Raw genomic sequence first — 19,654 nt, forward strand, 5'->3', positions numbered from 1 at the left:
CATAAATCATAGACATCATCACCCATGAAGAATGCAGAAACATGATAATCACGGGCAATAAGGTCTGAAACATTGAAACTAACCTTACCGTCAACTAACGTTTCAGTATAGGCGACACCAGCAATAGTTACATAAACAGGACCATTAATAGGCTCGGAAGTGTTCACATTAACGGTGATGTTGTCACCAACTGTAATGTCGGCAACACTAACTGTAATGTTAGATGATTTTTTACTGAATACAGTGACATTAGTGACATTGGTGGCAGGATAATAATTATTGTCACCTGCATAGTATGCTGTAATGTTATAATCGCCTGCAGCCAATCCGCTTACGGTTAAATTAGCTATTCCTTTATATGCAAAAGTGGTGTAGTTAGTTCCGCCCACATCCACAATGATTAAATCCGTAATATTGCTTGACAATGTTATAGTCATGTCTAAATTATGACCTACAATAATGTCTGAAGCGTTGATTATTATATCTGTAGTTAATTTGTAAACCGTGAAATTGACCACTGCGAAGTTTTCATTGAAGAAATCATCACCGAGATACATTACAGTGACATTATAGACACCTTCTTCAAGGTTGCTTAATGTTAAATTGGTGATTCCTCCTTCGAGATATTTGTAGTATACAGTTCCGCTTACGTTAATTAACATTTCACCGGTTACATTTTCATTTAAGGTAATATTGATGATTTCAGACATGTCTTTTGTTATGTCATCAACATCAACATCAACAGTAGTATTTAATTTAATTACAGTAAAATTGTTGGTTGCTTCCTTAAAGTCATATATACTATCAGAATATGGAACGTAAACTGTGTAATTACCTTCTTTCATCCATGGAAGTATTAAAACTGCCTTATGAGTATTTGTATTAATCGTGACATCAAATTCTTCTCCATTGACATAAATGGTCACTTCACCTTTTGCATATTCAGGGAAAGTAACTGTAATGGTATTGTTTTCAATTACAGTAATCAAATTTTCCAAATCGATTGACAGTTCATAATCGCTAATTTTATCAATGCCAATGATAAATGCGGAAGTGATTGCATCAGTATGGTTTTCATCACCTGCATAATTTACACGACTACTGTGGTCTCCAGGCATTAGCTCAATAGGTAAAACAGCTTTATTTCCTATGATTTCACAGGAATGAGGAACATTATCAACATAAATTGTGATATTTCCGGTTGCGCCGTCAGTTATGTATACGGTAATATTAACTGATCGGTTTTCTATGCTGACTGAAGGAGATAAAACTGTTTTGATTTTAAATACGGTAAATACAGTTGAATTTGATTTAAACCGATATTTTGCATCAGTGAAATTGATTGAAACATCATGGTCTCCAACCTTTAAATCAGGGACATTCAATGTTGCGATTCCGTTTTTAACTTCAGCCTTTTGAGGATTGCCCTTATCGATTGTAATATTCACAAATCCTATTGCGTCTTTCGGAAGTCTGACAATGACTGTTGCGTTTTCGCCAATAATGATGTCTTCAACAGTTACGTTTAATAAATAGTCATTTGTTGGAGGAATAACAATTGATTTGCTCGTAGTGTTTGCAAAGTATTTTCCGTCGCCGTAGTAATTGACATAAACTACATATGGACCCGGATAAACATTACTGACATCCAAAGTGGCTTTGCCGTTATCAATCGTTACGTTTTTACTGATTGTAGTCTTTATGTTGATTAATACATTTCCAGTCGCATCCTTAGGAACACTTACAACAATAGTGTTGTTTACAAATTCAATGGCTATTGTGGAATTGACTTTACTTACCTTAAATGTTTTAGTCAGGTTTTTGCTTTCATATTTATTGTAACCTTGATACAATACTGTAATGTTGTATGTTCCGGCAGCCAAATCGGCGATATTGAATGATACAAAACCTTTGTTTATCGCTTGCGAGTATGTTCTTTGAGAGAAGTTTCCGAAAATCAGCACGTCATCGGTTGCATCCTCAGGAAGGGTAATGTTGACAATTTCAATTTGGCCGACGTTAATGTCGGATACGTTGAAGTCTAAAATGTAGTCTTTTACCTTAACTACAGTAATGTTTAAGGCTAAACTGGCAGGGTTATATCTGTCGTCTCCGCTGTATGAAATTGACGGGGAGTATTGCTGTGCTACAGGATATCCAATAATCGTTAAATTAGCTGAACCGTTTACCAGATTTTTGGTTGTAGAAACACCACGTGAAACAAATGTAATAGTTCCTGTTGCATCTTTAGGCAACTGAACTTTAAACGTTACGTTTTCTCCCACTTCAACAGGGTTTTTGTATTCAGGATCCAAAACAACGTCCAGTTTGGAAATTACAACGGAACCCGTTTGAGTTTTTAAAGCATATTTTCCTTTTTCTTCAAAGCTTACTAAATATGGAAATGTACCGTAATATGGAGCGGTTATGTTGATAACGGCCACACCATTATTCACTTCTCCCTTGAATTCCTTCTAGAAGATTGTAACTGTTACGTTTCCGGTTGCATTAGTAGGCAATTTGACGGTGAATGTAATGTTGTCCCTTACGTAATTCGGATCAGTTACGGTTACGTTAAAGAGATAATCATTTACAGGGGATACCTTGAAGTTTCCGTAAACAGTATCGTCTTCATATTTCCTGTCATCAGTTAATGATACTGATAACTGATATTGACCTTCAGCAAGACCAGTTACATTAAACCAGCCCGTTCCGTTTACAACTGTAACGACCTGATTAACGTATGGGGTATTGTCAATCGTTATTGTTACGTTGCCTGAAACGTCTGTTGGCAAGGTGATTCTGATTGTTTCGTTTTGACCGACGAAAATGTCAGTTGGAGTTACCGTGAACGGATATTCAGAAACCTTTTTAACGATTACTTCAATTACTTTGGTTCCGTTATGATACTTGTCATCACCTGAGAAGAATACGGTCGTATTGTATACTCCATGAGGCAAGCCCGGAATGATAACGCGAGCGGAGCCGTTTGTGACATTTGCTGTGTAGTTTGTGTTGTTAATGCTTACAGTTACGGTTACGTTACCTGTCGCATCGGTAGGCAATTGAATATTAATAGTTAAGTTCTCATCTACTTTAGGTTCGTTTGCTTCAACGTCAAACTTGTAGGATGATATTTTGGATACATAAAGGTTTCCGGATTTCGCGGATTCTTCATACTTGTCATTTCCTAAATAGGTAATAGTACAGAAGTATTCACCTTCAGCCAAGCCGATAACTGGGTGATATACGGTTCCGTTAACTACGCTTGCATATTCAAGAGTTCTGTTTCCAACTTTAATGGTTACCTGATCACCATCGGTAGCGTTAGGTAAATATACTTCCACATAAGCAATGTCACCGACGTGAATATCGTCCCCTTTAACAATAAAGACATAATCAGAAGTTTTATTACTGTTTAAGGTGATATTCTTTGATCCCGGTTCATATTTATAGTTTCCGCTGTAGTCTATTTTAACCGGATACTTAGTATTTGGAGACAAACCGCCAACAGTACAATTAGCATGCCCATTTTTAACAGGAACACCTATATATGTTTGGCCATTTATAGTAATGTTAACATGACCGTCTGCATCAGCAGGGAAAGTTACTGTAATGTTTGCATGAGTAGCATTTGCGACTCCGTTAGGTATGAAATCATAGTTGATGATTTTTCTTACATAGAAATCTTCAAATAACCTGTTGTATGGCTCGTATTTCCTATCTCCACCGTATGTTGCGTTAATCGAATATTTTCCAACAGGCAATCCTGAAATGTTTATGGAACCGGTTCCATTCTTAAGGGTTATGTTATATTTTGAACCATTAATCAGCAATGTTACGTTTCCTGTTGTATCATCTTCGAAAGTGATTATAATCGTCGCATTATCACCGACATATATGTCTTTAGCGACTAAATTTGAGTAATAATTGTGGATTCTACTGACTTCCAAGGTATATTCCTTTTTAGCAGGGAGGAATTTTCTGTTTCCTTCATAAGTTACATTGAACCGATAGGTATTCCATTCCAAACCTGTGATGTTGAAAGTAGCCAGTCCCCTATCAATTTCTGCAGTGTAATTGGTATTGTTTATTCTTAAGGTAATGTTACCTGTTGCTTCATCATCAATCTTTACTGTTATTATTGCATCGTCATCAACATATATCGTATGATTATACTCAGCAATCATATTCGGAGATACCCTTTCAAGGTTGACAGTGAATGTTCTGTTACCATTCATATATTTACTATCATTTACCAGATATACTATACCGTCATATTTACCACTTAAAAGATTTGGAATGATGACAGTATCTTTACCTTTACTCATATGTGCAGTGTAGTTCTTGCCATCTATTTCAACATAAACATCTCCATCAATATCTTTCGGAAGTGAGATGTTGACATATACATTTAAGTCTTCATCACTTGTTGCAGTTACATTGAATGAATATTCGGCAACATAATTTACCATGAAAGATGATGTATTTGTAGCTGTGTTATATATATCATCTTCTGCATATGTAGCAATTACGTTATAGAGACCTCTTGGAAGATCACTTATAGTGAATGTAGCTACAGTGTTATTGGCATAGCCGTAATATCTTGTTCCATTAACATCAAGTAAAACAATACCTTGTGCATCACGTGGAAGGATAACACTTATGGTTTCATTGGCACCTACAGTAATTGGTGCAGTTTGAATAATAATGGTCATGTTCTTCTTACTTACTAAAAATGAAGATGTCTTATTAGCTTCATAATACTTATCATCACCTAAATAATGTACCCTTACACTAGTATTACCTGCAGTACAATTACTTAAATATATGACAATGGAAGATTTATTGTAAAAAGTATATACCTTATCATCAACACCAACAAGTACTTTACCAGTAATATCCTTACTTAAGTCTATTTTAACAGTAGCTATTTCACCTGCTTTAACATCAGTAGTAGTGATATTTATTTCAGGCTGATATTTATATACAGTAAATTTAGTAGAATTATAGCTGTCACTAAAGTATGCATTACCAGAATAATATCCATATACAGTATAGTTATTACCAGCTAAGCCAGATAGATTAACTAAACCAGTACTATTTACTAACTTAACAATATACATATCATTATTTACAAATAGGAATACATTACCAGTAGTACCATTAGTAGTATTAACGGTAATAGTAGCTATATCACCATAGTATATATCAGATGCATTAACAATTATAGTTGAATTACGAAGTTGTACCTCAATTTCCATATTTGCAGAAACAGTTTGATTATACTCATGATATGATGCAACTACATTATATGTATTTGGAGCCATATTATATAATGTTAATACAGCAGTACCATTAATAAGAGTTACATTATAATGAATATCGTTTACAGCCAAATCAATTGTACCATTGTATGTAGTGTTGACAACAGTTGTTGTAAATACTACCTTTTCACCATAGTTTGTTTGGTTGATTGTCAGATTTAATAATAAATAAATAATTCCACCGGTTCCAACATGGCAATTTGCCAAACCACAGTTTTCATATCCTAAAGAAGTGACAACATGCTCTCCAAGAGCAATATTGCTGATATAGGACACATAATGGGTATTGTTGAATGTTGTAGTCAAATTAGCGGAATCATATACGTTAATTACACTATTATTCACTTTAATGTAGTTTCCGTTATCATCCAAAACGGCAGTATGGATTATCATGCTGCTTGTATTGATTAATATCGTTTTATTGTTTAAAGAATTTACATAAGTTTGAGATGTGATAGTTCCGTTGTTGAGGATTAAACTATCGAAATTGTTTGAATTGAAGCTGGCAGTACCATTGTTATAAACAACATAATCGCCGTTTTTCGGACCAAACTGATTATTGGACTTTAAAGTTAGGGAAGCATGTTCGTCAATATAAACCCCCTTGGTTCCTGAGAATGTGGAAGATTCGATTAATCCGTCATTACCATACCAGTAAACGGAACCCAAATGAGCGACTGTGTCATAGAAAATGCTGTTTTCAATGATTCCTGAGTTTCCTCTCCAGTAAATGGATCTGCCCGTTATACCGTCATTTGAATTGAAAGTTGATCCTTGGATTTTACCTTCGGCACCATTCCAATATATAGCTCCACCCAATACAGCCTCGTTATCTGTGAATACGGAATTATAAACTTGACCGTTGGATGCGACATATATTGCCCCACCTTCAACAGTAGCATTATTGTTTTTAAAATTGGAAATAGATAAAGTAAATTTACCATTTGCAAAGTAGACAGCTCCTCCTTTATTAGCCCTGTTAGTTTCAAATGTAGGTCCCGTCATGGATACCCAGTTTGGTGTGTTTGAATAGACTGCACCACCATTGTTGGTAGCATTGTTGTTAGTGAAAAGGGAATTTGAAACTGTCAATCTACTTAAATCACGATGAAGGTAAACAGCACCCCCATCCACTGCGGTGTTGCTGTCAAAGTTTGCATTCGTAAGAGATGAAACACCTGATCTGGACAAAATCGCACCACCAAATGTACCGGCAGTGTTATTTGTGAAATTTACATTTTCCATTTCATAGTCACGAGATTTAATTGCTCCACCTTCGCTTGTCGCATAATTATTTTCAAATACAGAATTATAAATTTTTAAAAGCTCGCCTTGACCAAAACATAAGGCTCCTCCATGAATCGCATGATTTGAATAGAATTCAGAATCTCTGATTGTCAATGGTCCGGAATATCTAATGGATCCACCTTCAGAAGTAGGAGCGGAGTTATTTACAAATTTTGAAGAGGTAATATTTACTCTAACATATTTATTAATTATTATAGCTCCACCACCCCTCTCATTTACATCAGTGGATACTGAATTATCCGCAAAAGTACAATTTTCAATGTTAACATCATATCCATGTTGATAATTAGTAGGCGAAGCTATTTGAATAGCACCACCAAATACATTAGCAGTGTTATTTCTAAAAATAGAATCAGCGATAGTTACCAGACTATCCTCTCTAGATTTTATATAAACCGCTCCCCCACCAGTTGAAGTAGAAGAAACGGAATTTGAGTCAAATGTACAGTTTATTATATTAATTGTAGTTTGTGCATTAATGGCTCCTCCACTACCCGTAGAATAACCATTTACAAAATTAATGTTTCTAAATGTTATGTTTTGATACGTTGATGCAATCTGGAATATTCTGGCGGAATTCTTTCCGTCAATCGTATATCCCTGACCGTCAATTATAACATTTGACTTGGTAATGGGTACACCACTTATATAAGAACTAGTATATTCATAATCTTTATACAAATAAATAACCGGACCGGAAGCAGTACGTATATCATCATATAAATTAGTGAACGTTCCGGATGCAGTTAAGATATCATCATCCTCTTGAGACAATGATAATATTTCGTCAATTTTAATGTCATCAGCAGAAATATCAATGTTGCCGGCATCAATATTGGCTGTTAAATTTTCAGTCAATTGTTCATCATTATGTGTAGCCGATGCACTAGATATAGACATCATGACACAAATTACTAAACAAATCAATATCAATTTTTTGAATTTAATAAATAAACCCCCAATATATAACTTATTATAACAGATTATAATAAAATATTACAATTGCTAATGTCTTTAATATATGTTTTAAGTATATATATAGATATTGGAAAAAAAAGCTGAATTGAACAAATAATCTTAAATGTAAAAAAAAATGAAAAAAAAATGAATAAAAATCAAAGATTTAATTCTTCGATTTTTTTGTCGAAATCCGTTAATTTACGTGCAAGTCCAGTGAAATATGGAATATAAACTTTTGAAAACATTATTCTTTCAGGATCCTCATTTAATTCACTTAAAGTTTCCTTAACCCTCTCGACTTTACGTTCAACCTCATCGTACATCAAATCACCAGGAAATTCACCAATGAATACGCCGTCAGCACCGTTTTCCAAGGCATACTTAATGTGGTTCGGCCTTACTCGATTAACCGAAATTACCTTTATGATATGAATTGATTCAGGGTAGGATAATCTGTTTACTCCAATATTGTCTGCCGCAGTGTAGCCAATATTATCTAAAAAGACCAAAATCATGCGCTCATCAGGCTGTTTTTTGGCTAAAACGCCATTGATTGTGGCCATAATCTTTTCATCGATGTTACCGTTGACATGAATTGCTTTCTGCATGCATCCGACCAGACATTTTCCGCATCCTGTACAGGCCATCGGGTCAATGTAGACCTCATCATCCTGAATGCTCATGGATTTGTACTTGCATCTCTCAATGCAGTCTCCACAAAGTATACATTTTTCCTTGTCGATTTCTGCAATGAATGGCTCGATTTCAACACCACCGTAGTTATATTCACAAACCTTTGATGCTGAGGCTGTTGCCTGCATTATGGATTCGGTAATGTCCTTTGGATCCTGTGCGGTTCCGCAGACAAAGATTCCCTGAACGTCTGTTGTGACCGGCTTGATTTTGGGATGTGATTCCTTAATGAATCCGTCTTCGGTTGTTCCTATATTCAGGATTTCGGCGATTTCACGGGTACCGTCTGAAGGCTCCATGGCAGTTGACAATACCACCATATCGGCTTCGATTTCAATGAAATCACCTTTAAGGGTATCTTCAGTTCTGACTATGAAGCTGTCCCCTTTCTTAACGACCTCACCAGGTCTTCCACGGATAAATCTAACTTCGTTTTCCTGAGTATGCTTATAGTACTTTTCAAACATTCCGGGAGTCCTAACATCGGTATAACATATTACGACATCGGTATCAGGATTCTTATGCTTGATGATATTTGCATTTTTAAGGGCGACTGTACAGCATATTTTAGAGCAGTACCTGTGTCCGTCAGGCTTTTCATCCCTTGAACCTACGCACTGTATCATCACGACCCTTTTCGGAACTTCGCCGTTGGATTTGAGGAGTTTGCCTTTTGTCGGACCGTTAACTCCTGTGATACGACCCAATTCTGACTGTGTTATAACATCATCATAGCGGGTATATCCGTATTCTGGTCTTTTATCCATGTCAAATAGCTTATGGCCGGTTGCAACAATGATTGAACCTACCTGGAGAGGTATCTTTTCGCTTCTGCCCCGAAGCTTTATGGCACGCATATTGCAGACCTTTACGCAATTGCTGCATTTTGTACAGTTATCCATATCAATTACATAAGATTCAGGATATGACTGACCGAATGGTCTGTATATTGCCTTTCTCATGGATAATCCATCATTCCAGTCATCGGGAACTTCAACTTCACATGCCTGTGCGCATTTTCCGCATGCGATACATCTTTCGGTATCGACATACCTCGGTGACTTTTCAACGATTAAATTGTATGTTCCGGCACGCCTTTCGGCTTCAATTACCTTTGCATTGGTTAAAACCTCAATGTTGTCATTCCAGACAAGTTCATTAAGGATAGGATTCAAAAGACACATTCCGCACTCTTCAGCAATCTTTACAGGGGAGAAAACCTTACCGATTTTGGCCATGTGTCCTCCGATTGACGGTGACTGTTCAATCAGAGTGACTTTGGTTCCCTGCTTTGCCAATGATAAAGCAGCGTTCATACCGGCAATTCCGCCGCCGATAACTGCCACGTCATCGGGAGTCTGGCAATAGATCGGATCGACCGCATCTGACTGCTTAACCTTTTCGATTGAGGCGTTAATTAACGTTATTGCCTTGTGGGTTGCCTTTTTTGAATCGGAATGAACCCATGAGCACTGTTCACGTACATTGGCCATGTCCATCAGGTAAGGATTTAGAGGCTTTACGTAATCCTGAAATGTCTTTTCATGGCTTATCGGTGAACATGCCGCTACAACAACACGGTCAAGGTCGTAATCGAATATTGCATCACGGATAATCTTACGGCCATTGAGGGAACATAAGTTCTCGAACTGCCCAACAAATTCAACATCAAGGGAGGCTCTGACTTCATCCAAATCGATTGTATCTGAAATATTTCCTCCACATTCACATAAAAACACGCCAACTTTCAAATCATTTCTCATTCGCTAACCTCCTTCAATTCCTTTATTACTGAATCAATCGGTACGGTATGGGCCTTGGCACCGATTACCTTATCAAAATCACCGCCCATCGCAATTGCAATGAACTGTGCAATATTCAAATGTATTGCCCTGAATTTTCTGCCTTCCCTCTCGCCGATTAAATGCTGATAGCGGTCAAACTGGATATGGCAGTTAGGACATAGATGAACCAGAATCTCAACGTCCTCATCGCCCAGGGCGTTCATCTTGTCTGCAGTGGCCGTAAATGACAAATCAGGGTTGGAATATCTCTGCCTAAAGCCCGTTCCGCAGGTAGCCCTTTTGTGGTCATACCATCCGATAGTCTTGCATCCGCATGCCTCTATTAGCTCATCTAAAATATTTGGATCTCTAAAGCCTGCAATGGTGTCTTCATAGTGAACCTTGCAATAGTGACATCCATGATGGGTTGCTATCGTATAACCGCTCAAATCATACTTTATATGGTTTTTAAACTCATCCTTTTTTGCATAAAGGATATCTACTACATGAAAGATGTTTTCGGTCGGTTTCAAGTCATCCTTTTCATATTTCAAATGACTTAAACCGTTATCCTCAAACAGCTGATTAATGTGATTTCTCAAATCATCCTTGGTGTTCAATAATTTGACTGATTTCTTGTTGATTGCATAACATGTAGCACACATCATTACAAGATTTGGCCTGTTAAGTTCTTTGGCTATTTTAAAATTACGTGCACCAATAGCTGATGTGTCAATCTGATTGAAAACATCTGAATAATGGCCTAAACCTGTGCAACACGTCTGCTTTTCAGATATTTCATAGTCAATTCCAAGCTTATCGAAAACGAATTTGGTTGACGCTTCAATTCCAGGATATTCAACACTTACAAGACAGCTCCTGAAAAGCAGGATATCCTTATCAGGTATGGATTTCATTTTTCCGCCTCCTGTGAAGCTCTTATCTTTTCAATTTTATCCTTAAATCCAGTTATCGTTAAAATATGGCTTACCTCATCAATTACATCCTTCGGAGGCATTAGCGGAGGGTCCAGTTCAAGCTCTTCGCGAATGTCGGCAAGGTTGTTTCTAAACTCCCACCATCCTGGAACATCACGGCCGATGTCTTCGAAAAATATCTCCGGAATGGCTCCTATGGCTGCCGTGAAGTATGAATCCGCAAATCCCATGTATTCGTAGAGCTTATCGTAGCCGATTTCATTGGATATTGCAATCTGCTTTAGAATCTGGTTGACTTCACAGACACTGTTTCCGACAGGGCATACGCTGTGGCAGGTATAGCAGTAAAAGCAGTTCCAGATTAAATCGTCGGCTAAAATGGAAGTGTCGCCTTCCAGAACCCTTTCAATGATGTCACGGGGATTATAGTCGGAATGCCTTGCTGCAGGACACGTTGACGTGCACATTCCGCACTGCACGCATTTCAATACTCCTTCCTCTTTTGAGTTCTTGACGTCTCTAATGATTTGCTCTGCAAAATCAATCGGTGAATCGTCAAGGTTCTGTTTTGAAGTCATTTGAAATTACCTCACAATTTAAATTCCTGATTTTTAATCATTTTCTTAAGTTCCAAAGCCAGCTTATTTGCCCTTAGCCTGTCTGATTGCCTGCAGATTATAGGAACATTAACTTCTCTTTTGTCGATTTCCAGATTAACGTCACCGGTATTCATGTCAAAGGCATCGTGCCTGCAGAAATTTGCACACATTCCACAGCCGAAACATCTGGACAAGTCAATTCCCTTGCTGAAGGCATTCGTAGGGCATACCCTTTCCACAATACAATCATCGCAGCTTGAGCATTTATTTTCATCGTATTTTGGCCTCAGGTCATAATCTTTCCACAGTTCATGATAATTTGTTTCACACAAAGGCAAATGACGGCCCTTAATATCAGCAACAGGCAGCTTAACGTCCTCATCAGTTATAAGTAAATTATTGTAAATCTTTTCGGACAATACCGGAATAGGAATGGCTACGGTATTGAAAATCTCACCACCCTGTGAGGTTTTAAATCCTCCGAAGTAATATGGATTCATTTTAGTCAAATCGGCTGAAATCATCAGGTTTGGCTTTTCCGCATTTGACCTTGTGCCGTCACCCAGGATATATCCGCAGGCTCCGTTAAGCAATACCCTTTTGCCCTCATTAATGACGTTGTGGGGAATGTCGTTTTGAAGTGGATTGATGTCTCCGCATCCGGAAAATGTTAAACCTGAGAAATTGCCTTCAAGAGGTATTGCGGCAAATATTGAGGATACGGGAGCTTTTCCGGGATTGGTGAATGCCGTATAGTTTTTGAATGCCATGCGTGAGCCCACTATCTGAGCCCTGTTGATGTCATCAATCGTTATCGTGTTTTCAATAGTCTTGCCGTCAACGCTTTCAACGACCACGTCAACGGATTTTCCTTCCATTATTTCCTTTAAAAGGAATCCTCCGCCGTAATTTTCATCATCAATTGAGTGTGTCGTTCCGTGCAGTATTACATCAACTTCCCCCAGCCATTCATTCGGACATGGTCCTGCAAAGGCCGGAACTCCATTAAAGTAAACCTTCTCCGCCCTTATGAATTCGCCAGGCGGGCTGACAATAAAGTTCAGTATTGCTGCGGTTCCGCTCATTACGCCGCACGTTCCGCAGGTTACAACATCGACTTCCTCGAAACTTGGAGCGTTCTGCTCTTTAATGAGTTTTTTAAACTCCTCTGCGGTGTAGATGTTGGCCTCGCCGTCTTCAATTTTTTTATTGATTTCCTCAATGCTTCTTTGCAATGTCATTACCTTCTTATTATATATTATATTATAGCTTTCCTAAAGTGTCTCCCCTCAGGCCCTGCCTTAGGGTTTCAAGAGAAGTGATGTCATCGCTTGACACGTTTCCCAAATTGACAATATTTCCAAGCTTTAAAATGAAATAAACCTGCTGGTCCTTGTTAGGAGCTTCCCATAATATTTTATCATTGTCTATTTTACTTAAAATGCAGTCCACCTCATCATCCTTGGCATTTCCTGACGAATCGAAGATGCCTATGTTTTTGCCGCCTTCCCTTGCCTCTACAATCACCAGGGATGAACCTGCGTCAAGCTCTTCCTGCATAAACTCGATTCTCTCGTCAAGGGACAAATCCTTATCCAGAAGGGGATTTTTCTTTCCCACTTCAGACAATACTTCAAAGCCCTCATCCTTTGCTTTTCTGATGGATTCCAGTTTATCTTCACGGGCAAGTTCAATTGATCCGTCTGATATCTCAATGGCCGGAAAACCCAAATTATGGGCTCGGGTGAAAAATTCATCAAGCTTGCCATTCATAAAGGCCAGTTCAAAAAGCGTTCCTCCGGTATATGGAACAATATCGTGAGCCTTATACATTTCAACCTTTGCTTTTATAATGTCTTCATCATGAATTATTGAAGTGCCCCAGCCGAATTTCAGATAATCAACATATTCGCCTGAGATATCCATGAGGCTGCTTGCGGTTTCAAGTCCTAAACCCTTATCCAAAACCATAGTAATACCATTACTTCTTGGTTTTTCCGGACGTTTATTTAATAGAAATTCAAATGCTTTCAAAATATCACAATCTCAAAAAATTAATTCTTAATAATAATTTATACACCTCCTTATTAAATTATTCGTATTATTACCGGGTTTTTGAATATTACCCGATGAGGTCAATATTGCTTTAGAAGGCTTAAATTGCCATAAAACGCAAGTAAAAATATTTAAATAATAAAAACAAATAACATAATTGTTAAAATTAATTTGGAAGTGTTTATTGAAATGAGTAAAAAAATTCAACAGCCTTACGATAAGCTACAGAAAACATTTACAAGGGCGTTCGGTAATGAAACACTGAAATTCCTAAAAATTGACAGTGAAGTAAAGGAATTTCTATCAACCGAAATCATTTCAATAGACAACAGATCCAAATTTGTTGATATGTTAATTCAGACCGTTGATGATTTGTTAATCCATATTGAATTTCACTCAGGAGATATCAGAAAATCAACATTATACAGAAACAATGCTTACTCCGCAGACTTGGCCAACATAACTAAAAAAGATGTTAGGTCATTTATAATCAGTTTAGGCGACAAGGACAAATCTGTTTTGGAGTTGAAAATGGAAAATATCCATTATACTCCAGACTGTGAGTTTTTAAGGGAATATGATGGGGATGAAATTTTAAATACATTAAAAGACAAAATGTATAATCAAAGAGATATCACTGGTGAAGACTTATTCTTCCTGGTCTTTCTTCCGTTCACTTCCCACCAAAGAAGCGATGAGGAAATGGCTGAGGAGATGTTTGAATTAACCAATTTCGTACCATTGACTGAAGAACAAAAAATTAACATTAAACAATGCCAAAAAATCATCTTAGCAATTTATTTCGGCGAAGACGATGAAAAAATGCATGAATTGGAAGGATTGATTAACATGGAATGCACCTACTTTCAAAGATACGAAGAAAAAATAGTAACCGAAGGACTTAAAAAACAAGCTATAGAAATAGCTAAAAAACTCAAAAAAAGAGAAATTGGAAATACAGAAATAGCAGAAATAACTAAACTAGACCTAAAAACAGTAGAACAACTCTAAATACCATCAAAAAAACCATCACACTAAAAAACAAAATTAACCAACACAAAAAGGAGAAAAAAATGGAATGCACCTACTTTCAAAGATACGGAGAAAAAATAGTATCCGAAGGAATCAATAAGAATAATATAGAAATAGCTAAAAAACTCAAAAAATATGGTGATTTGTCAAATGAAAAAATCGCAAAAATAACAAAACTAGACCTAAAAACAGTAGAAGAACTCTAGGTTAATTAAACTAATCCAAAGGCAATATTTAAAAATAACCAGACAAATAACTTATAACATATGCATTTTGAAGAAATTAATATTGATCAGACACATATCCGCCTAAGTACTGACTTAAAAGAGCACAATTTAAGCAGATACATTTTAAGCATCAGAAACGATTTGAAAAGATACATTTCCCAAAACAGGGACTTTTTACTTTCTCTGGAACCTTTAAAATACGATTCTGATAATTTAAGTCCCATTGTTTTAAAGATGTATGAATCATCCGAAAAGGCTGATGTGGGTCCTATGGCCTGCGTTGCCGGAACTATTTCCGAAATGTCACTGGATTATCTCATCAATAAGGATTCCACATATTCCATTGTGGAAAACGGCGGAGACATTGCCATTATTAATGATAGGAAAGTATTATGCGGAATCTATTCAAACAACGAGATTTTAGGCAACAACATCGCCTTTGAAATAAAGGCAAGAAACAGGCCGCTTGGAATTTGCACGTCTTCAGGAAAAATCGGCCATTCAATCAGTTTCGGAAGCTCCGACAGCGTTACAGTTTTATCAAAAAGCCCTTCACTGGCTGACGGTCTTGCAACCAGAATAGCCAATGACGTTACAGGCCCCGACAGCGAAAGCAAAGTTTCAAATGCGCTTGAAACATGTGAAAATTTTAAGGAATTTTTTGAAGGCGTATTAATCATATCCGATGAAAATGTAGGAAGCATTGGAAAATTGCCAAAAATCGTGGAGAGTAAAGACTTTAATATTTAATTAATACGAATTAAAAGACAATTTACAATCAATTATAACTTCAAAAAAAATAAGGCCAATTTACATATTTAAATCAATTTTGAACAAATAAAAATCATTATATTTAAAGAACTTGAATTAATACTTATCTTTAAATATGATTAAAAATAATATTATTAATATTCAATAAAAAGAGCTAAACTTTATAAGTATATTCAACTTTAATGTTGAATCAATTTTTATTTAATTTAAGGTTAGATTATTATGTACAAGGATGAAATGATACAATTACATCAATTTTTGGTATATGTTTTAAAATACTTATCTGAAGACGATAAAATTACTCACGATTGCAGCGAATACATCTCACTAAAAATAAGTCCTCACCACATCCATAAAACTAAAGCAGAACATAAACATGCAATTTTTGTTCTTTGCAAGATTATTTCAGAAGTAATAGCTGACAAAGACAACAACTCCATTCCTGATAACGTTCGCAATTCATTATCAGATTTGGTTACACGCTCTGAAAAAGAAATTAAAATGGCTTAAAAAATTTCTTTTCTCCTTTTTTCACCACAAAAACCATGACCAAAAAATTATATAAACTTTTATTTAAAGATATTAGATTATGACTAATTTAACTAAAATGCTCTGTCTTGTTGACGGCGAACATTACCTGCCCGTTACGCAAGAGGCAATCGATACTTTAAACAATTTGGAACACATTGACATTACCGCCGTTGTTTTTATTGGCGGAACAGAAAAATTACGTGACGATAGCGAAGAGTCATATTCTAAAGTTTTAGGAGTTCCAGTTCAGTTTGCAAAGGACAAGGACATTCCATATGACATCATTGTAGACATGATCCGTGAATACGACATAGATACTGTCATGGACTTGAGCGACGAGCCTATTCTCGACTATCCGAAAAGGTTCAAGATAGCATGCCGTGTCCTTAATGAGGGAATTACCTACAAAGGTCCTGATTTCACCTTTGAGCCTCACAGCGAATATGACATCATGGAAAAACCTTCAATCACCATTCTAGGAACAGGCAAGCGCATTGGAAAGACTGCCGTTTCAGGTTTTGTCTCAAGACTGATTGACAAGAACGGCTATGAGCCTTGCGTAATAGCCATGGGAAGGGGAGGTCCTGAAGAGCCAGAAATCGTCCATGGAGAAGAGCTTGAAATCAACGCCCAATTTTTGCTTGAACAGTCTGAAAAGGGAGTTCATGCAGCCAGTGACCATTGGGAAGACGCATTGATGAGCAGGATTTTAACCATAGGATGCAGACGCTGCGGCGGAGGAATGGCCGGTGAAGTATTCCTGACCAATATGAAAAAAGGTGCTCGCCTCGCCAATGAAGTCGATGCCAAATTTGCAATCTTTGAAGGAAGCGGCGCTGCAATACCGCCGATTAAAACCAACAAAAAGATTTCATTGATTGGAGCAAATCAGCCTTTATCAAACCTTACAAGTTATTTCGGACCATACAGAATAGGATTGGGCAATCTGGTTATATTAACAATGTGTGAAGAGCCTATGACCAGTCCGGAAAAAATAGCTGAAATCGAGGAATTTGTGGGTGAAATCAATCCCGACGCAACCGTAATCTCAACGGTATTCAGGCCAAAGCCACTTGATGACATTTCCGGCAAAAAGGTTCTCTTTGCAACCACCGCACCCGAAGAGGTAAAAGAAAAGCTTGTCGATTATCTTGAAGAGAATTACGGCTGTAAAGTCATTGGAACAACGGCTCATCTCTCAAACAGGCCTCTTTTAAAAGAAGATATGGCGAAATACATGGATAAGGTTGACGTGATGTTAACGGAACTGAAAGCCGCTGCCGTTGATGTTGCAACAAAGGACGCAATTAATGCCGGCTTAGAAGTAGTGTACTGTGATAATATCCCTGTTGCAATAAGTGATAAGTATCCGGATTTAAGTGAAAGCGTTATTAAATTAGTTGACAGTGCCATTGATGATTTTAACCAATCATCATAATTTTATTTTTTTAATTATCTGTTTCTTCAAGGTATTTGAGAATATCCAACGCAAGTTCAGTATTTTTATATAATCTTCCTTTATGGGCATCCTCATTTAGACATATAACCAAGTTGTTGCGTTTTAAATCAGCCAAAACATTTGAAATATGATTCGTTCTAACACCCACTTCATTTGCGATATCTGAAGGTATTCTAACCCCTTTTCCGATGTACTGCAATACCTTCAGCCTGTATGTGGAGGCCATAACGTATCCTAGAGAATCTAATATATCCTTTTCATTCATAATTATATTTTATAATTAATATATTATAAATCATTATACAACATACACATTTTTAAGCACTATGTACATATATGTTCAACTATACAATTTAAATTTTAAACTTAAATATTATAAATGCATTCAAAAAAACAAAAAGAATCTTTATTAATCATATAAAATAAATAAGTCCATAATGAAAAGAATTGTTGTAGGAATGGGCAAGAACAAAAATATTGTAAAAGCGTGCAATATTTTTGAGAAAAATAATGAAAATGTTAAAATTGAACAGGTGGATAATGACCAGGATTTGGTAAAAGCCATATTAAATGACAATATTGATGCCGTGATAAGGGGATCGCTTCCGGCATCGGATGTCATGAAGGAGCTTAAAAAGAGCTATCCTGACATTTCAAGAGCCACATACATCAACGGAGATGGAGCGGAATTCCTATTGACTCCAGTTGGAATCGATGAAGGCAAAACCCTTGAAGACAAGTTAAAGATTGCCAAAAACTGCGGTGAATTCTTTAAAAAACAGTCAAAGACTCCGAAAATATGCGTCATGGCCTGCGGGCGCAAGGGAGATTACGGAAGAAGTCCTGAAATATCCAAATCCATTGACGACAGCGAAGAGCTTGCAAAAATGATTAAGGAAAACACTGATTTTGAAGTCGTCAATCACTACATTCTGATTGAACAAGCCATAAAGGATAAATGCAACATTATAATAGCTCCTGACGGAATTATAGGAAACATTATCTTTAGGACATTGGTTTTGGTTGATTCCTGGCCGAGCTGCGGAGCAGTAACATTCGGAATTGATAGCATTTACATCGACACCAGCAGAGACCAAAACACCGAGGGATATTTAAGAAGCCTAAAATTGGCATACAATTTAGCGAATATTTAAGAATAAAAAATTACAAATATTAATATACTAATAATTTCGGGTAATGATAATGGGAGAAAATATAATCTATAGAATCTATGATTGGTACATATCCAGGAATCTGGATCCGGACAAAATGCCAAAACATGTTGCTATCATCATGGACGGCAACAGAAGATACGCAAAGCTCCATGGAGAAATTGATGTCCTTAAGGGACATGAATACGGAGCAGACACACTGGAGAAGGTACTGGACTGGAGTATTGAACTGGGAATAGAAATCGTTACCGCTTACGCATTTTCAACAGAAAACTTCAACCGTTCAAAACACGAAGTCGACGGGCTGATGCAGCTTTTCATCAAAAACTTTAAAAAACTGGTCGATCATGAAAAGATTCACAAGAACGAAGTTAAGGTTCAGGTTGTCGGAAGGGTCGAACTGCTTCCCGAAGAGGTAAAGCAGGCGATTTTTGATGCTGAAAAGGCAACGGAAAAATACAACAAGAGAGTGCTGAATCTAGCTATCGGATATGACGGAAGACTGGAAATCATAGATTCATTCAAAAAGATAATTAAAGAAGTCCAGGATGGAAAGATTACCATTGACGACGTTGATGAGGAACTGGTAAGCAAAAACCTCTACACCGGAGGAATCGACGATCCTAACCTCATCATAAGGACAAGCGGAGAAGAGCGTTTAAGCGGATTTTTATTATGGCAATCATCATACTCAGAACTCTATTTCTGTGAAACGTTATGGCCGGAACTTAGAAAAGTCGACTTTTTAAGAGCCATCAGGTCATATCAGGCAAGAGAACGTAGATTCGGTGTATAAAA

General features: G+C 36.9%; 15 protein-coding genes. 7 read left to right on the top strand and 8 right to left on the bottom strand.

The genetic code is table 11. From position 1 onward, the window contains the following. The 7 genes from F3G70_RS01175 to comA form a co-directional block, all read right to left on the bottom strand. Positions 1 to 2,456: Ig-like domain-containing protein (locus tag F3G70_RS01175; protein ID WP_149730888.1), on the bottom strand; the 2,456-nt coding region annotated here is incomplete at its 3' end. Between the two features lie 18 nt (positions 2,457 to 2,474). Next, positions 2,475 to 7,538: an Ig-like domain-containing protein gene (locus tag F3G70_RS01180; protein ID WP_149730889.1), complete on the bottom strand. Its 5,064-nt coding sequence runs from the start codon at positions 7,536 to 7,538 to the stop codon at positions 2,475 to 2,477. A 212-nt stretch (positions 7,539 to 7,750) separates the two neighbouring features. Next, complete coding sequence (gene hdrA, locus F3G70_RS01185) at positions 7,751 to 10,051, bottom strand: ferredoxin:CoB-CoM heterodisulfide reductase subunit HdrA (protein WP_149730890.1); 2,301 nt, start codon at positions 10,049 to 10,051, stop codon at positions 7,751 to 7,753. Beyond that, complete coding sequence (hdrB, locus tag F3G70_RS01190; RefSeq protein ID WP_149730891.1) at positions 10,048 to 10,989, bottom strand: ferredoxin:CoB-CoM heterodisulfide reductase subunit HdrB; 942 nt, start codon at positions 10,987 to 10,989, stop codon at positions 10,048 to 10,050. Before hdrB ends, hdrA begins: the two co-directional genes overlap by 4 nt. Then, positions 10,986 to 11,588 (bottom strand): ferredoxin:CoB-CoM heterodisulfide reductase subunit HdrC, encoded by a 603-nt coding sequence (gene hdrC, locus F3G70_RS01195; RefSeq protein ID WP_149730892.1) that lies wholly within the window; start codon positions 11,586 to 11,588, stop codon positions 10,986 to 10,988. Before hdrC ends, hdrB begins: the two co-directional genes overlap by 4 nt. Before the next feature lie 11 nt (positions 11,589 to 11,599). Continuing rightward, complete coding sequence (locus tag F3G70_RS01200) at positions 11,600 to 12,850, bottom strand: methanogenesis marker 16 metalloprotein (RefSeq protein ID WP_149730893.1); 1,251 nt, start codon at positions 12,848 to 12,850, stop codon at positions 11,600 to 11,602. Between the two features lie 22 nt (positions 12,851 to 12,872). Further along, positions 12,873 to 13,643: a phosphosulfolactate synthase gene (comA, locus tag F3G70_RS01205; protein WP_149730894.1), complete on the bottom strand. Its 771-nt coding sequence runs from the start codon at positions 13,641 to 13,643 to the stop codon at positions 12,873 to 12,875. A 210-nt stretch (positions 13,644 to 13,853) separates the two neighbouring features. On the opposite strand from comA, the gene F3G70_RS01210 reads away from it, so the two are divergent. The 5 genes from F3G70_RS01210 (at position 13,854) to F3G70_RS01225 (ending at position 17,663) form a co-directional block, all read left to right on the top strand. Continuing rightward, the gene (locus tag F3G70_RS01210) at positions 13,854 to 14,675 is read left to right on the top strand and encodes a hypothetical protein (protein ID WP_149730895.1); all 822 of its coding nucleotides are present in this window, start codon (positions 13,854 to 13,856) and stop codon (positions 14,673 to 14,675) included. Between the two features lie 62 nt (positions 14,676 to 14,737). Beyond that, entirely contained in the window at positions 14,738 to 14,902 is a 165-nt protein-coding gene (locus F3G70_RS11950) for a hypothetical protein (RefSeq protein ID WP_188118019.1), read from the top strand. Between the two features lie 60 nt (positions 14,903 to 14,962). Continuing rightward, positions 14,963 to 15,673, top strand: a complete 711-nt coding sequence (locus tag F3G70_RS01215; RefSeq protein ID WP_149730896.1) for a UPF0280 family protein — start codon at positions 14,963 to 14,965, stop codon at positions 15,671 to 15,673. Positions 15,674 to 15,916: 243 nt separating this feature from the next. Then, entirely contained in the window at positions 15,917 to 16,204 is a 288-nt protein-coding gene (locus tag F3G70_RS01220; protein ID WP_149730897.1) for a UPF0058 family protein, read from the top strand. Positions 16,205 to 16,283: 79 nt separating this feature from the next. After that, positions 16,284 to 17,663 (top strand): 2,3-diphosphoglycerate synthetase, encoded by a 1,380-nt coding sequence (locus F3G70_RS01225; RefSeq protein WP_149730898.1) that lies wholly within the window; start codon positions 16,284 to 16,286, stop codon positions 17,661 to 17,663. A gap of 10 nt (positions 17,664 to 17,673) precedes the next feature. Here F3G70_RS01225 and F3G70_RS01230 read toward each other — a convergent pair whose 3' ends face one another. Beyond that, entirely contained in the window at positions 17,674 to 17,949 is a 276-nt protein-coding gene (locus F3G70_RS01230; RefSeq protein ID WP_149730899.1) for a transcriptional regulator, read from the bottom strand. A gap of 172 nt (positions 17,950 to 18,121) precedes the next feature. Between F3G70_RS01230 and mtxX the strand changes: the two genes are divergently transcribed. Both mtxX and uppS read left to right on the top strand, forming a co-directional pair. Further along, complete coding sequence (gene mtxX, locus F3G70_RS01235) at positions 18,122 to 18,838, top strand: methanogenesis marker protein Mmp4/MtxX (protein WP_149730900.1); 717 nt, start codon at positions 18,122 to 18,124, stop codon at positions 18,836 to 18,838. A 49-nt stretch (positions 18,839 to 18,887) separates the two neighbouring features. Further along, positions 18,888 to 19,652: a polyprenyl diphosphate synthase gene (gene uppS, locus F3G70_RS01240; protein WP_149730901.1), complete on the top strand. Its 765-nt coding sequence runs from the start codon at positions 18,888 to 18,890 to the stop codon at positions 19,650 to 19,652. The last annotated feature ends 2 nt before the right edge of the window (positions 19,653 to 19,654 follow it).

This window comes from Methanobrevibacter millerae, assembly GCF_900103415.1.
GTDB classification, from domain to species: Archaea; Methanobacteriota; Methanobacteria; order Methanobacteriales; family Methanobacteriaceae; genus Methanocatella; species Methanocatella millerae.